This is a genomic window from Vibrio sp. ES.051, assembly GCF_002563795.1.
GTDB lineage: Bacteria > Pseudomonadota > Gammaproteobacteria > Enterobacterales > Vibrionaceae > Vibrio.
The window spans coordinates 497,729-512,313 of the sequence record NZ_PDJL01000006.1; the positions used below are offsets into that span (position 1 = coordinate 497,729).

Annotated in this window: 16 protein-coding genes; 5 read left to right on the forward strand and 11 right to left on the reverse strand. The window is 47.4% G+C overall.

Going from position 1 to position 14,585, the window contains the following annotated elements:
- Window positions 1-100: 100 nt before the first annotated feature.
- On the forward strand, window positions 101-862 hold the full coding sequence (locus ATG66_RS19435) for a TatD family hydrolase (RefSeq protein ID WP_098416849.1): 762 nt from the start codon (window positions 101-103) through the stop codon (window positions 860-862).
- Between the two features lie 36 nt (window positions 863-898).
- On the opposite strand, the gene tatC is transcribed toward ATG66_RS19435, so the two are convergent.
- From tatC to rmuC, 7 genes are all read right to left on the reverse strand, one after another.
- On the reverse strand, window positions 899-1,651 hold the full coding sequence (gene tatC, locus ATG66_RS19440) for a twin-arginine translocase subunit TatC (protein ID WP_098416851.1): 753 nt from the start codon (window positions 1,649-1,651) through the stop codon (window positions 899-901).
- Between the two features lie 68 nt (window positions 1,652-1,719).
- On the reverse strand, window positions 1,720-2,118 hold the full coding sequence (gene tatB / locus ATG66_RS19445) for a Sec-independent protein translocase protein TatB (protein WP_098416852.1): 399 nt from the start codon (window positions 2,116-2,118) through the stop codon (window positions 1,720-1,722).
- A gap of 3 nt (window positions 2,119-2,121) precedes the next feature.
- Window positions 2,122-2,367, reverse strand: a complete 246-nt coding sequence (gene tatA, locus ATG66_RS19450) for a Sec-independent protein translocase subunit TatA (RefSeq protein WP_098416854.1) — start codon at window positions 2,365-2,367, stop codon at window positions 2,122-2,124.
- Between the two features lie 48 nt (window positions 2,368-2,415).
- Window positions 2,416-4,050 (reverse strand): ubiquinone biosynthesis regulatory protein kinase UbiB, encoded by a 1,635-nt coding sequence (gene ubiB / locus ATG66_RS19455; RefSeq protein ID WP_098416855.1) that lies wholly within the window; start codon window positions 4,048-4,050, stop codon window positions 2,416-2,418.
- Entirely contained in the window at window positions 4,047-4,682 is a 636-nt protein-coding gene (locus tag ATG66_RS19460) for a ubiquinone biosynthesis accessory factor UbiJ (protein ID WP_098416857.1), read from the reverse strand. The genes ubiB and ATG66_RS19460 overlap by 4 nt, the downstream gene beginning before the upstream one ends.
- A gap of 11 nt (window positions 4,683-4,693) precedes the next feature.
- Window positions 4,694-5,473: a bifunctional demethylmenaquinone methyltransferase/2-methoxy-6-polyprenyl-1,4-benzoquinol methylase UbiE gene (gene ubiE, locus ATG66_RS19465; protein WP_098416859.1), complete on the reverse strand. Its 780-nt coding sequence runs from the start codon at window positions 5,471-5,473 to the stop codon at window positions 4,694-4,696.
- 77 nt (window positions 5,474-5,550) lie between these two features.
- Window positions 5,551-7,083: a DNA recombination protein RmuC gene (gene rmuC, locus ATG66_RS19470; RefSeq protein WP_098416861.1), complete on the reverse strand. Its 1,533-nt coding sequence runs from the start codon at window positions 7,081-7,083 to the stop codon at window positions 5,551-5,553.
- Window positions 7,084-7,251: 168 nt separating this feature from the next.
- Between rmuC and ATG66_RS19475 the strand changes: the two genes are divergently transcribed.
- Together ATG66_RS19475 and ATG66_RS19480 are read left to right on the forward strand one after the other, a co-directional pair.
- The gene (locus ATG66_RS19475; RefSeq protein WP_098416863.1) at window positions 7,252-8,160 is read left to right on the forward strand and encodes a DMT family transporter; all 909 of its coding nucleotides are present in this window, start codon (window positions 7,252-7,254) and stop codon (window positions 8,158-8,160) included.
- Between the two features lie 188 nt (window positions 8,161-8,348).
- Window positions 8,349-10,787, forward strand: coding sequence for an EAL domain-containing protein (locus tag ATG66_RS19480; protein ID WP_098417129.1), 2,439 nt, complete (start codon window positions 8,349-8,351; stop codon window positions 10,785-10,787).
- 48 nt (window positions 10,788-10,835) lie between these two features.
- Here ATG66_RS19480 and ATG66_RS19485 read toward each other — a convergent pair whose 3' ends face one another.
- The 4 genes from ATG66_RS19485 to ATG66_RS19500 form a co-directional block, all read right to left on the reverse strand.
- Window positions 10,836-11,852, reverse strand: coding sequence for an AI-2E family transporter (locus ATG66_RS19485; protein WP_098416864.1), 1,017 nt, complete (start codon window positions 11,850-11,852; stop codon window positions 10,836-10,838).
- Window positions 11,853-11,913: 61 nt separating this feature from the next.
- Window positions 11,914-12,273, reverse strand: a complete 360-nt coding sequence (locus ATG66_RS19490; RefSeq protein WP_257145775.1) for a DUF883 C-terminal domain-containing protein — start codon at window positions 12,271-12,273, stop codon at window positions 11,914-11,916.
- The gene (locus tag ATG66_RS19495) at window positions 12,218-12,742 is read right to left on the reverse strand and encodes a phage holin family protein (protein ID WP_098416868.1); all 525 of its coding nucleotides are present in this window, start codon (window positions 12,740-12,742) and stop codon (window positions 12,218-12,220) included. The genes ATG66_RS19490 and ATG66_RS19495 overlap by 56 nt, the downstream gene beginning before the upstream one ends.
- A 72-nt stretch (window positions 12,743-12,814) precedes the next feature.
- A complete protein-coding gene (locus ATG66_RS19500) occupies window positions 12,815-13,063 on the reverse strand; it encodes a hypothetical protein (RefSeq protein ID WP_098416870.1) in 249 nt (82 codons plus the stop codon).
- 397 nt (window positions 13,064-13,460) lie between these two features.
- On the opposite strand from ATG66_RS19500, the gene ATG66_RS19505 reads away from it, so the two are divergent.
- Window positions 13,461-13,895: a DUF2383 domain-containing protein gene (locus ATG66_RS19505; RefSeq protein WP_098416872.1), complete on the forward strand. Its 435-nt coding sequence runs from the start codon at window positions 13,461-13,463 to the stop codon at window positions 13,893-13,895.
- 290 nt (window positions 13,896-14,185) lie between these two features.
- Window positions 14,186-14,440, forward strand: coding sequence for a hypothetical protein (locus ATG66_RS21130; protein ID WP_257145776.1), 255 nt, complete (start codon window positions 14,186-14,188; stop codon window positions 14,438-14,440).
- Window positions 14,441-14,585: the final 145 nt, after the last annotated feature.

The following is a 14,585-nucleotide window of genomic DNA, read 5'->3' on the forward strand; positions in this document are numbered from 1 at the left end:
CAATCTGGAAAAAGGGACTGAAAAAAACTGAAAATGACCCAACACTCACACTCAAGTATACTTCTCATCTTACACAAACGATAAAGTATAGAGACCAACGATGATCGATACCCACGCACACATATACGCCAGCGAATTTGATAATGACCGCGACGAGGTTGTAAAACGTGCCTTAGCCCAAGGCATTGATAAAATCCTACTGCCTAATATCGATCTCGACTCTATCGCACCCATGCTGCAAACCGAAGCAACGTATCCTGACGTGTGCCATTCCATGATGGGGCTTCATCCCTGTTATGTGGATGGCAATGTTGCACAAACGTTGGACATCATCCGCGGCTGGTTTGAAAAGCATAAATTTATTGCTGTGGGCGAAATCGGCATCGACCTGTATTGGGATAAAACCTATCGTGCCGAGCAAGAGATGGCATTTACTACACAGCTTAACTGGGCAAAAGAGCTAGATTTACCGGTCGTGATTCACACTCGTGACTCGATTGAAGAGACACTAACACTGCTACGTCAGGAGCAAGATGGCCGCCTACGTGGTGTGTTCCACTGTTTTGGTGGCACATTAGCGGAAGCCCAAGCCATTAATGCGTTAGGCTTTCACCTTGGATTGGGTGGCGTGTCGACATTCAAAAATGGGGGAATGGATAAGGTGATTCCTCACCTAGACATGGCGTGGGTCCTCTTAGAGACCGATTGTCCATACTTGGCCCCCGTGCCTCATCGAGGTAAGCGCAATGAGCCCGCTTACACTGCATTGGTTGCGCAGCGTGTTGCCGATTTACGCGAGGAAGAGGTGACGAAAATCGATGCAATCACAACCGAAAACGCGAAAACTCTTTTTCATCTTTAGCGGCTCGATTGAGCCGCTTTTAAAGCCCGATTAGCATTACTCTTCAGTTTCTGTTTCCGTGTTTTCACTTCTTCGCGTATAGAAACGGGCAAAGAACAAGCCAACTTCAAACAGCAAACACATTGGGATTGCCAATAAGGTTTGCGAGATCATGTCAGGTGGTGTCAAAACCATCCCGACAATAAAAGCCGCAACGACAATATAAGGGCGTTTTTCTTTTAACTCTTGCGGTGTCGTTGCGCCCGTCCAACACAGCAAAATGATGGCAACCGGCACCTCAAATGCAATACCAAACGCCATAAATAGCGCCAGAACAAAGTCTAAGTAGCTAGAGATATCCGTTGCGAATTCAACACCACCAAGTGAAATCGCCGTAAAGAAGCCAAAGACTAGTGGGAAGACGACAAAGTAAGCAAACGCGACACCACAGTAAAAGAGCAAGGAACTCGAAAATAGCAACGGCATGATCAAGCGGCGTTCGTGTTTGTACAAGCCCGGCGCAATAAAGGCCCAGACTTGATGCAAGATGAAAGGCACCGCAATAAATACCGAAGCAATTAATGTCAGCTTAAGTGGCGTAAAAAAGGGTGACGCCACATCCGTTGCAATCATGGTTGCCCCTTCCGGTAAACGCTCTACCAAAGGCGCGGAAACAAACTCATAAATGTGGTTGGAGAAATAAATTAGCCCAACAAACACCACCAACACTGCCAAGATTGCGCGCAGTAGTCGGTTGCGAAGTTCTAACAAATGACTAATTAAAGGTTGTGTCTGCTCGACGGTAGACATGGCAAACCTCTTATTAAAAAACAGATCAAAAAGGAGCTACCAATCACTAGCAGCTCCTCCTAATGAGACTATTCGGCTTTCTTATCTGCCGCTGTAACCTTACTCTCTTCCGCTTTTGCTACCTTATCAAGCTCTGATGCTGCTTTTTCAGGCTCAGCGTCTGACTCAGTTTTGTCTGCGTAAGGGCGGTTTACAGATTGCGCTGCTTTCTTGAGCTCTTCGACTGAAGATTTCAACTCAGGAGACAGATCTTCCATCCCCATTTTCTCAGCTTTACGCAAGTTTTCTTGCAGTTCTTGGACTTTCAGCTCGTGTGACAATTCGTCTTTAACGTTATTTGCCATACTCTTAGCGGCACCGATAAAACGAGACACACTACGAATAGCATGAGGCAAACGCTCCGGGCCAAGAACGACCAGACCAACGACAGATATTAATACCAGTTCCCAAAAACCGATATCAAACACGTTTTATGCCTGCTCTTTGTCTTTTTTTGTTTCGGTCGCAGCTTCTTTTTTCTGCTGCTCTTCTAAGCTTTTTGGCTCGAAGTCTGCGTCTTTGTCATCCTTCGCCGCACCTTCATCACTCATCGCTTTTTTGAAGCCCTTAACGGCACCGCCCAGATCACCACCGATACCACGCAGTTTCTTCGTTCCGAACAACAATACGACAATTACAGCAATAATTAGAAGTTGCCAAACACTGATACCACCCATTCTCTTTACCTCGGGTCTTTAAACTAAATTATTTCAAGAGTTTAACGTCTATTGACGATAAGCTCGCCAACTAAACAGCCAAAATGTGATTCCTGCGATACCGCTGGCCACCGACAGCTGCTCAAAAGCGTTATTCACCAATATTGCCGAGCATACGGCTAAAGTGGCGCCAACGCCAAATAAAAAATTCCCCGTTGCCTGCTGACGCTTGCTTTGACGGTACCCTTGATAAAGCTGATCCATTCTTTGGTTCATGGCTTTACCTTGCTTGAGGCTATCGTAAAGCAGCTCTGGCAACTCTGGTAACTTCTCCGCCCAAAATGGTGCGCGATCTTTAATCGCATTCACTAGCGCTTGCGGCCCAACTTGATTCATCATCCATTCTTCTAGAAATGGTTTTGCGGTCGCCCACAAGTCAAGCTGAGGGTACAACTGGCGACCAAGCCCTTCCACGTACAACAACGTTTTTTGCAGCAGCACCAACTGGGGCTGAACCTCCATGTTGAATCGACGTGCTGTGTTGAATAAGTTCAACAGCACATGACCAAAGGAGATTTCACACAGCGGCTTAGCAAAAATCGGCTCACACACTATGCGTATCGCGAACTCAAACTCGTCGACATTAGTATCAGCAGGTACCCACCCTGAATCCACATGTAACTCCGCTACTCGACGGTAGTCACGGTTGAAAAAGGCCAGGAAGTTTTCCGCTAGATAACGTTTATCTTCACTGTTAAGTGTACCAACGATCCCGCAATCTAGCCCGATCCACATTGGGTTTTCTGGGTGTTCGGGGTTAACGAACACATTACCCGGATGCATATCGGCATGGAAAAAGCTGTCTCGGAACACCTGAGTGAAAAAGACACTCACACCGCGCTCCGCAAGCAACTTCATATTGGTGCCATTGGCTTTCAAGCCTTCAATGTCAGAGACTTGAATGCCATATATTCGCTCAGAAACCATGACAGTTTCATTACTGAAGTCAGGAAAAATTTCAGGAACATACAATTCTTCACTGCCTTCAAAGTTGCGACGCAACTGAATCGCGTTCGCGGCTTCACGTCGCAAATCGAGTTCATCGAGCAGCGTTTTTTCGTACTCACGCACCACTTCAACCGGTTTCAAACGACGTGCTTCAGGCATCGCTCCGGCGACTATACGCGCCATTCGGTGCATCAGTTTTAGATCTGAATCAATCACCGGGCGAATATCTGGACGAATAACCTTTAATACCACTTCTTGGTTAGTGTCTTTTAAACGCGCAGTATGCACCTGTGCAATCGACGCCGACGCCAGTGGTTTGATATCAAACTCGGTAAACCAGTTTTCTAACGAGCCACCTAACGCTTGCTCCATCTGCTTTTTTGCTCGCTCACCATCAAATGGGGCGACTTGGTCTTGAAGTAACGCAAGCGGATCAGCAATATGCGGAGGAAATAAGTCCCGTCGCGTCGACATCATCTGACCAAACTTGATCCAAACTGGGCCAAGCTCTTGCAACGCCAAACGCAAACGCTCACCAAGCGGCTTCTCAGGGTGCTTATTCTTAATCCAAAATAGGCTTTTGCGCATTAAAAGTGGCGCTTTAGTCAGTTGATGCTCCGGCAACAACTCATCCAAGCCGTATTCCAGTTGTACTTTGGCGATGTGGTATAAACGCTTGAGTTCTGCAGGGGTCATGATGTCTCCTGCGCAGAGTTATCTGAATCGAGCTGACTCAGCAAAGCCGTCAAGCGCGCTTCAACGCGAGAGGCTTGACTGCGAACCTCGTCCACCTGATCACAAAAATACGCAACTTCTAACGGTCCTGGTGCCAATTTCCACTCTTCTGTCACCACTTGCGCAAGATGACGTTGGTGTTTGTCTGCTTGAAAGGCAAAAAAACTGCCGATGTCTTTTGAGCCTTGTACGAAGGTATGCGCGGCGACATCGCCAATCACGCGAGACAACCACTCTTCGACATCGGGTTTACAATCGACCATCAATTGAGAGAACTTTTGCGCCAATTGGATATCGCCTTCAAGCTCAAGCTTGTCTTGTTTAATAAGGCGAGTGATATTGGCTTGATCACGCAGTTCTGGCAATACACTTACGTTTAATGATAGGTAGCAATCGGGCTGCCCTTCGTAATGACCCAACACATCAATTTGTTGACTAAAAATGAACGTCAGTGTCTTGTTGAGCTCTTTAAGGTGAACTTGAATAACCTGACCTTTTAGCCGCGCCAAACGACGACCTAGCGCAGGGTCATCTTTAATCAATGTGTTCAGCGAGGTTTCAATCACAGCAGTGATCAGCGATTCAAATGGCATGCCGTTTACCCTTAGAATTTATAACCGCGATGCAACGCCACAATACCACCGGTTAGGTTGTAGTATTTGGTGTTTTCGAACCCCGCATCAACCATCATCCCTTCCAGTGTTTCTTGGTCTGGATGCATGCGGATTGACTCTGCTAGATAGCGGTAGCTCTCTGAATCATTCGCCACTAACTCACCTATTTTCGGTAAGAGGTGGAATGAGTACGCGTCGTACACTTTCGATAACGGATCCAGCATGGGTTTTGAGAACTCCAGCACCAATAGGCGTCCACCGGGCTTAAGTACGCGGAACATTGAGCGAAGCGCTTTGTCTTTGTCGGTCACATTACGCAGACAGAAACTGATGGTGATCACATCAAAATAATCATCTGGGAACGGCAGTTCTTCCGCATTGGCTTGAACATAATGCACGTTACCGACAATGCCGTTGTCGCGTAGCTTGTCGCGCCCAACGTTAAGCATTGAGTTATTAATATCGGCCAAGATGACATGACCTTCATCGCCAACAATGCGCGAGAACTTCGCGGTTAAGTCACCGGTACCGCCACCAAGGTCAAGAATACGCTGTCCTGGGCGAGCGCCACTACAATCGATGGTAAAGCGCTTCCAAAGGCGGTGAATACCACCCGACATCAGGTCATTCATGATGTCGTATTTCGCTGCTACTGAATGGAAAACTTCAGCAACTTTGGTCACTTTTTCGTTTTTCGCCACGGTGGAGAAACCAAAGTGGGTGGTTTCATTCTCTAACGCTGGATTGGATTGCAAGCTTGTGTCCGTCATTCTAATTCCTCTTAGGCAGCACTTTCTCACTACGGGCGTTTGCTGACAAATATAATCGCCCACTGCACTGCGGGCGATTAGTTTACTTTATCCTCAGCCGGATGTCTTTCTACTAACGGGTCATTTTCTGAAAATGCATCACGTTGCGCCAGCTGTGTGAGATCGGAAGAAATTGGACGTTTAATTTCTACCCCAAGGTGCTTAAAGCTTTCAGCTTGACGAATCACATTTCCGCGCCCCGTCGCGAGCTTATTCATTGCGCCTTGATAGCTTTGGTTGGCTTTGTCTAACGCCCCACCTAGCCCTTCCATATCATCGATAAACAAGCGCAGCTTGTCGTACAGTTTGGTCGCGCGCTGCGCAATTATTTTGGCGTTTTCATTCTGGCGTTCATTACGCCAAAGGTTGTCGATGGTACGCAGCGCCACCAGCAACGTGGTTGGGCTAACCAAAATAATGTTCTGTTCCATCGCATCTTTGACCAAACTCGGATCAGCTTGAATTGCGACTTGGAATGCTGGCTCGACCGGAATAAACATCAGCACATAATCCAAGCTCTGAATGCCTTTGAGTTTGTGGTAGTCCTTCATGCTTAAGCCTTTGATGTGCGCGCGCAGAGCGGCAAGGTGGGCGTTCAAGGCTTGGTCACGTTCGACATCGGTTTCCGCATTAAAATAGCGCTCGTAGGCGACCAACGCCATCTTCGAGTCCACGACCACTTGTTTATTTTGCGGCAGATGAACAACCACGTCGGGTTGGTAGCGCTTACCCGCTTCATTTTGTAAATTGACCTGAGTTTGGTATTCATGCCCTTCACGTAAGCCAGATTCAGCCAACACACGGGCAAGTACCACTTCCCCCCAGTTACCTTGCTGCTTATTGTCGCCTTTTAAGGCTTGCGTTAAGTTCACCGCTTCACGCGTCATTTGCTCGTTCAAGCGTTGCAGGTTTTTCAGTTCGTGAACTAATGTGTGGCGCTCTTTCGCTTCTTGGCTAAAGCTGTCATTCACATGCTTTTTAAACCCTTCTAGCTGCTCCCTAAGCGGCGAGAGTAAGCCCTCCAAACTCTGGCGATTTTGCACATCGACCTTGGCGGTTTTGTCTTCAAATAATTGATTGGCGAGATGCTCAAACTGCTGTTTTAAGCGAGATTCGGCGTGTTCCAGAATTTGTAGCTTCTCAGCGTTGGCTTGGTTGATTTGCTCGTGACGCGCTTGTTGTTCCCGCAGTTGCGTTTCTAGACGAGATTTGTGCTCACGCATTTGTCCAAGCTCATCAAAATATTGTTGACGCTCTTGCTTGACCGCGTCGAAGTAACGCAATTTTTCCATGGCGGCCATGAGTTTTCCGTGCGTTTGACGCACGTCAAACGCTGCTTTGTCTCGCTCGTCATCTAGTTCATCCAGCTCTTGCTGAGCATTGGCAAGGCTTTGCTTCACCTGCTCAAGCTGCTGTTGATGCAATTGTTTTTCTGAAGCGAGTTGCTGTTCGAGAAGCTGAGTTTGGGTGATAAAGCGCTGTTTCACCCACCAACCTACTGCCGCGCCGCTGATGGTCGCCGCACAAAGAGAAGAAAGAATGAGAGATTGGTGCTCAAGAATCCATTGCATAATCGCGAGTTAGCCTGTGTTTTATATCTGTATCAATGGTATTTAGACACTGGATAAATGTCCAGTTTGTTGAATGAAAAATCCTCGCATACACTAGGCTCTCCTTCAACCTTCTCACTGACGCTCATATGAATACGACAGAGCGATACATCATCACACAGAGGCATCATGAACGAGCGTCGCGCCCTAGGATTTGGGCTCTCAGCAGTATTACTTTGGTCTACGGTTGCAACCGCATTTAAACTCACGCTGGCAGAGTTTACGCCGATTCAGATGCTAGGCGTGGCCAGTATCGTTTCTGCCATGGCGCTGACCTTCATCTGTGGTGTGCAAGGAAAGTTAAGCCAATTAACGGCTACGTTTCTCTCTAATCCTTGGTATTACTTGCTGCTCGGATTAATTAATCCTTTGGCGTATTACGTCATCCTTTTTAAAGCGTATGACTTACTTCCAGCGTCTCAAGCGCAAGCCATTAACTACAGTTGGGCGATTACGCTCACCTTAATGGCGGCGTTTTTCTTAGGTCAAAAAATCCGCAATAAGGATTGGATTGCCTGTGGCTTCAGCTACTTGGGAGTCATTATCATTGCCACTCAAGGCAATGTACTGGGCATGGAGTTTGAAAGCCCACTCGGCGTCGGCCTCGCGCTACTTTCCACGTTGCTATGGGCTGGGTACTGGATTCTGAATACCAAAAATAAAGCCGACCCCGTGATCGGTGTCCTCCTTGGCTTTTTAGTCGCCATCCCACTTGCCATCGGCTTCAGTATCTATGAAGGCGCAAGCTGGCAAGCCATCTCGCTCAAGGGTTGGGCGGCCGTGACTTATGTGGGCCTGTTTGAAATGGGCATTACTTTCGTCCTTTGGTTAAATGCACTTAAGTCCACCGAAAATACGGCTCGTATCAGTAATCTCATCTTCGCTTCCCCCTTTATTTCGCTCATGCTCCTCGCGACCATCATCGGCGAAGAGATTCACCCTTCAACCTTGATCGGTCTCATCCTGATCATCAGTGGTTTGGTTATCCAACAGGTGAGGTGGAGCAAAAAAGCCAACGCGGCTGACGTCTCTCACTAGTGCGTTGTTGCCGAAATACACTGCAACGAGTTGGGTAAAAAGGAGAGATAGCTAACAGTTTAACGATCTAAAGCGACTTACGCTGCGTCAAATTGTCGGTGCGTTGGATACGATGTCAATATAGCCCCGTCGCTTAAGATCGATTCTTATACATACACCCATGGTCGCTTCAGGACACGTTATTAATGATGTTTCACTTCGCTATTCCTTCACCTTTGCTGGCAGATTGGCAACATGCCCTGCGACAATGCTGTGATGCCACTCAAGCTCAGGGGCAACTTTACACTCTGAGCAATTCCCAGCAGTGGCGATCGACTGAGGTATCGACTACCAAACAAACTCATCACGCCATCGTCGCTGTGATTGAGCAAATCGCAGCTCAATTTACCCCACTCAGCTTTGAAGTGATCAGTAAGCCCTTTGAAGCGCAAGCTCTCAGCGTCGCTCCGGTTTGGCTGCCGAATGGCGAACTGTTTGCCGTGTTCACCCTGACCCACTCAAACGCTCAGGCTACGGTGGTGTCAGCGTGGCTAAGCGCACTGGCAGGGCGAGTGAGCTTTGATGTCAGCTCGCATTATTATCAACAAGCCCCAAAACATCATCCAACCGCGACAACAACGCCACTGCCAACGTTACAAGAGTTTATTAACTGCCTCGACGATCATATTTGGATTAAAGGGGTGGACGGTCTCTACCTGATGACCAACCGAAGCGTGGAACAAGCCTGGCAAAAAACGAACCATGAGATCATCGGCACAGACGACTTCGCACTGTTTAACCAAGAGCGTGCAGAAAAGTTCATTGATGCAGATAAGTTGGTCATGGCAACAGGCTCGCAGAAGATCGTCGAAGAGTGCCGGAAAAGTGATGAACATACCCGCCCAACCTGGTTGGAAACCATTAAATCTCCTATCCATGACCATGCCGGTAATGTGATCGGCATCTTGGGCATGACACGCAACATTACTCGCCGAAAAATGGTTGAGACTCAGCTTTCGCTGGCCTCGAGGATTTTCAACAACTCACAAGAAGGCATGGTGATCACCGATCGCAATGCCAACATCATTGATGTCAACCCAGCATTCACGCACATCACTGGTTATAGTTCGGAAGAAGTCATGGGAAAAAACCCCAGCCTGCTTCGCTCTGGCCATCATGACGACAGCTTCTACCAACAACTATGGCATCAACTCAAAACGAAAGGCCAATGGAAGGGAGAGTTCATCAACCGTAAGAAAGATGACAGCATTTACCCTCAGCTCGCGACCATTAGTGCGGTCATGGACGACAAAAACCAGCTGATTAACTACATTTGTGTGTTTGAAGATATCTCCGTGCGTAAAGCCCATGAAGAAAAACTGCAGCGCATGGCGTTTTATGATCCACTCACTAACCTGCCCAATCGTCCCCATTTAATCCGCCTACTTGAGCAGCACATCGACATGGGGCAAGAGTTTGTCACGCTGTTTTTAGATATCGACCATTTCAAACACATCAACGATAGCATGGGGCATTTCTGTGGTGACCAATTGCTGTCTAAGTTAGCCATCCGGCTACAAAATATTCTTCAAGTGAATGCACATGTGGCGCGCATTGGTGGTGATGAGTTCGTGATCATTTTGCCGAGCACCAGCAGTGACATGGCATTACTCGAGACGGTAGGCAATATCTTAGCTGTCTTCCAGCAGCCTTTCGATTTGGTCCATCATGATTCATTGCGCGTCTCGACCAGCGTCGGCATCGCTTTGTATCCCAGAGATGGGCAAGACAGCGAAACCTTGCTGAAAAATGCAGATACCGCTATGTACTTAGCAAAGAAAAATGGTCGTAACGGCTACGCGTTTTATTCGCCGGATTTGACGGATAAATCGGTGTCACACGTACGCATTCAATCCGCGTTACATCAAGCGATAGAAAAGCAGCAGCTCCATTTGGAGTTTCAGCCACAATACCATGTAGAGCAAAACGTGATGATGGGTGTCGAAGTCTTATTACGCTGGCACCACCCTGAATTTGGACCTGTCTCTCCCTCCGATTTCATTCCGATTGCCGAAAAAACCGGGCTCATCCAAAGCATTGGCGAATGGGTGTTAAAACAGGCTTGCTTGCAGGGTAATGCCTGGCTTGAGCGTGGTATCGAATTTGGCAGGATTGCGGTCAATGTGTCGGCTTTACAACTGCAGCAATCCAATTTTATTCATCGACTCCGTACGATACTTGACGAAACAGGATTTCCAGCTCAACGCTTAGATTTAGAAATCACGGAAAGCTTTTTGCTGATCGACCCGAAACACGCCATCACGTCGTTGAATCAACTGCGAGACTTGGGTATTGAAATCTCGTTGGACGACTTCGGCACGGGGTATTCATCATTGTCTTACTTAAAGGGCTTACCCATTAATAAGCTGAAAATCGATAGTTCCTTTGTCAGTGATGTGCCAAGCCACAACGACAGCAACGCCATCGTGAATGCCATCATCGCAATGGGCAAAACGCTCTCGTTAAAAATCGTGGCTGAAGGTATCGAAACCCAAGAACAAGCCGACTATCTGTCCGATAACGGCTGCATTTATGGACAAGGGTTCCTGTTCAGTCGCCCAGTAACGGCGGACAAGCTCTTTCACTGACGTACAGGCGCGGTGCGCGCTGATCCCTAAAACCTCACGAGGCAGGGATCAGTGATACCGCACTAATCGCTCAATAAAAATGTTAATGCAGACCAACAGCGGCATGCCGATGAGCAACCCCATACCGCCCCACAGCCAACCCCAAAAGACCAGCCAAATAAAAATGACCAACGGGTTTAAGTTGAACCTTTTGCCCAATAACGTCGGTGTCACAAACTGGCTCTCAATCAAATTGAGCAGCAAATAAAGAGACACGACGGTGAACATAAAGCTGACAGATTCCAACTGTAGGTAAGCAACAAAACCGAAGCTGACCATCGAAATAACGGGCCCTAGATAAGGGGCGAAATTCATTACGCCTGCAAATGCCCCCCACAAGAACGGATCTTCCAGCCCCAACACAAAAAAGACCGCCCCAACACCCAAACCCAATCCGGCGTTGACGAAAGTAATGGTGCCGATGTAGCGAGATAAGTCTTTTTGCAACGCTTTGACCAATGCTACCGCTTGGCGCTGTTTGGAAAATCCATGTAAGTTCGACACCGATTTGCGAAATAAGCTTCGTCCGTGATTGAGCATAAAGTAAACCATAAACAGCACAATCATCGCTTGTGTCAATATGGTCGGCGTCGTGGTCGCGAGTGTTTTCACTAAAGAAAATACCGTGTTGTTCCCGACTTCATCCATGCTCATGTTGCTGGCAATGTTCAGCGGAGTATTGAGGTGATCAGCTGATGCTTGAGTCACTTCGCTCACTTCTTGTGACACATTTTTCACGATACTGGGTAATTCGGACCACCACTGCTTGGCTGGTTCGGACATCGCCGCGACGCCCCCCACCGACGTCCCCACTAACAAGGTCAGGGTGGCCACTACAACAATGGTCCGAGGCAGGCCTTTACCTTCAAGATAATTGATCAAAGGACTGCATAGCAAAGAGATAAAAGTGCTGATTATCATCGGCAGCAAAACTGGCTTAGCAAAGTACAGTCCAGGGACAAGCAACAAAATAAGCAGTGCGACGCTGATGGCCGTATTGGTAGGAAGGGTCCGTTTTGCATTCATAATTAATTACTAATTCTTCGCGGTCATCACGAAGCTCGGTGAGACAAAGGCGCCATTGTGACTAGTCATCTGTCGGAGCCGTTTCAGGGCCGACGTTTAGTTCAGCACCTCCCACTCCCGCGCGCTCATTTTCAGCGTGCGCCGCAACTGGGTATGATAATGACGCCGTGATATCAGAGACACTGTTCACAAAAAATCCCATTGAAGAGATGGAAGACGTGAGACGAGACAAACGCCCTGCTTTCGCGGCGATCACCGCCACCAGAGCACTAACCCCCAGTGTCGTCCATGGGTGTTCTCTCACAAACTTCTTAGTGGTGAAGGTGAACATTTCCATCGATAAACAGCACTGTTCCAGCGATGCCTTACCTTCCATCCGCTTGACTTGCATTGCTCGATTGAGCTTTTGTAGCGAGCGCATTCCACCCCTCCTGCAACTGTTCCGTCGTATTTTTGAAGCCAAGGAAACCAACTAAACGTTTCTGCCACCAAGCCAGAGCAAATAGCGCCAAGCCTAAAGACGCGATAAAAACCCCGACAGCAACATACACGTTAGTGGTCAATTGATAAGCCACCACACCAGAGGCAAGACACAAACTGAAAACAAACAGTACCGACAGTAAGGTAAAGACAACCGCACACAGCAAGATCTGCTGAGCGGCCGCGGAGTTGACTTTGAGTTCCAACAAGAACAGATCCAAAGTCGAACCCGACCAAGCTCTCAGCGATTTCGTCAGTTGTTCCAGCTGTAAGAGGATGCTGTTTAAACCGTTAATGGTTTGCTGCACCTCATGCTCTTCAGCCCCATCAGGGGCTTGGCCACTGTTTTCTGTGGCCGAGCTTGGTTGCTCACTTGGTTGCTCATTAGCGATGTGTCCGGAGTTACTCATTGAAACACTTACCTCTATGGCGTGGCTTTACTCATTGTGTATACACGACAAGCTAATTTCGTTGAACTGAGGTTACTTAATCAATTTAGAAACCGCCCAACCTGCAAGAAAGGCACAACCAATGCTGAGTAGTGGACGCTCTTTGATCACGTTCTCGGCGGACTGCGTCGCTTTTTGAACCTGCTCTGCGCCAACATCCAGTTTCTCCTGAGCTTGACCCTTCACTGCGCTTACCGCTTCCGTCGTGGCCTGCTCCGCTAAGTGATATGCTTCTTCCAATTGTTCTTGAGGTTTTACTGCGCTTTGTTTTGTCGTAGCCATAATCAGCCTCCATTGATGAATTGAGCATTGAGCATTGAGTGAGAAATGATGTTTAGTTCTCTTATACCCTCACTACTTTTGATGCTACAAGTACAACAAGAAGCTATAACCATGCCAACTATTTAACTCATTGCTTTTAAAGAAATAAGAGTTAAAACCCGTCATGTCATCTGCGAAAGCTTGTAATTATTTCTGCTGCTATCCCTTCAGGCCTGTAATTTTTTCTCGGTGGTTAACCGTCATGTTACGTTTCACCCAACAAACCCTTTATAACAAATTGATTAAAAGGAAGTTTAACTCCCTTGGCATACAACATGCTTATTAAGGTGAAAGGTCTGGTGCTTGAGTCAAGATGTACAGACATAAGTAATCGTCAACATATAAAAAGGAGTGATATATGAAAAATGAAAATATCGCCTCAATCATTGAACTCATCGAAAGCGGTAATGACATTTACAACAAGGCAATCGACAACATTAATAACACTTCTCTGAGTAATGTGTTACTCGACCTTGTACAAGTGCGTGAGCGGGCCGTGCTTGAGCTTAAGCCTTACGCGCTGGTAAGCACCGATGAGTCTGCCGATGACACGCCTGTCTCGTACACCATTAAAGCGCGTGAAGTGTATAGCGACGTCATGAAGGAAGTGTCTACCGACAAAGAATCGATGTACCTCGAACAACTTGAGGGCGTAGAAAGCAAAGTCTTGAAAGAAATTGAAAACCTGATCACGACTCAATCAGCACAAACCGATCACAGTGTTTTAATCAAAGTACGTAGCGACATTAAGAGTTGTAAAGAAAAACTCGGCAGCATCAGCCTGATTAGCTAGCCGCTGAATTGCAGCCTGAATCAATACGTCAAGCACAAGCGATGGTCAATGATGGTTGGCCATTCGCCAGCGCGGAACCATCACGACAGACATGTGTAAAAATAATCAGCTGACTCGGTCAGCGCGGTCATCATATTAAAGAGGTCAGTATGACACTGGATAATCATCGGGTAAGGGAGCTACTCGTAAAAATGGTACACCATCGCCAAACTTGTTTGCCCCTCGTCAATCAGCATTCTCACATGGCACTCGCTCGGTCGGCCTCTCGATTCGTGAAAATAGAAAAAGTCATGATTAAGAAGATGGCTAAACTGTTTTTTGATCAGGACGGCGATCAGTTCATGGCAGAAAATGCCACCGTGTACGGTGTTGCTGAACTGGGAAACTACAAAGAAATGCACTTTATGAATAAGCAGCTGTTGAACAATTTGAAAACGTTGCTCAAAGCGATCGATGATGCCAACCTAACTGCGCTTGTTTCGTATTGGTTAGCCGCTTTACAAGTTGAAAACGACGAGCTTGAAAAGCAGTTACCTCAAGGGTGAGCAGCCACACTCACCCTCTTTGTTCTGTTTACTGTTGACATACCTTGTTCACCAATCCAATGCTCATAAACATCAATCAACCCCATTCAAATCGCCGCGGCACCAACGCAGCACCCTAGCTTGTTTAAACCTCACCCTACACTTC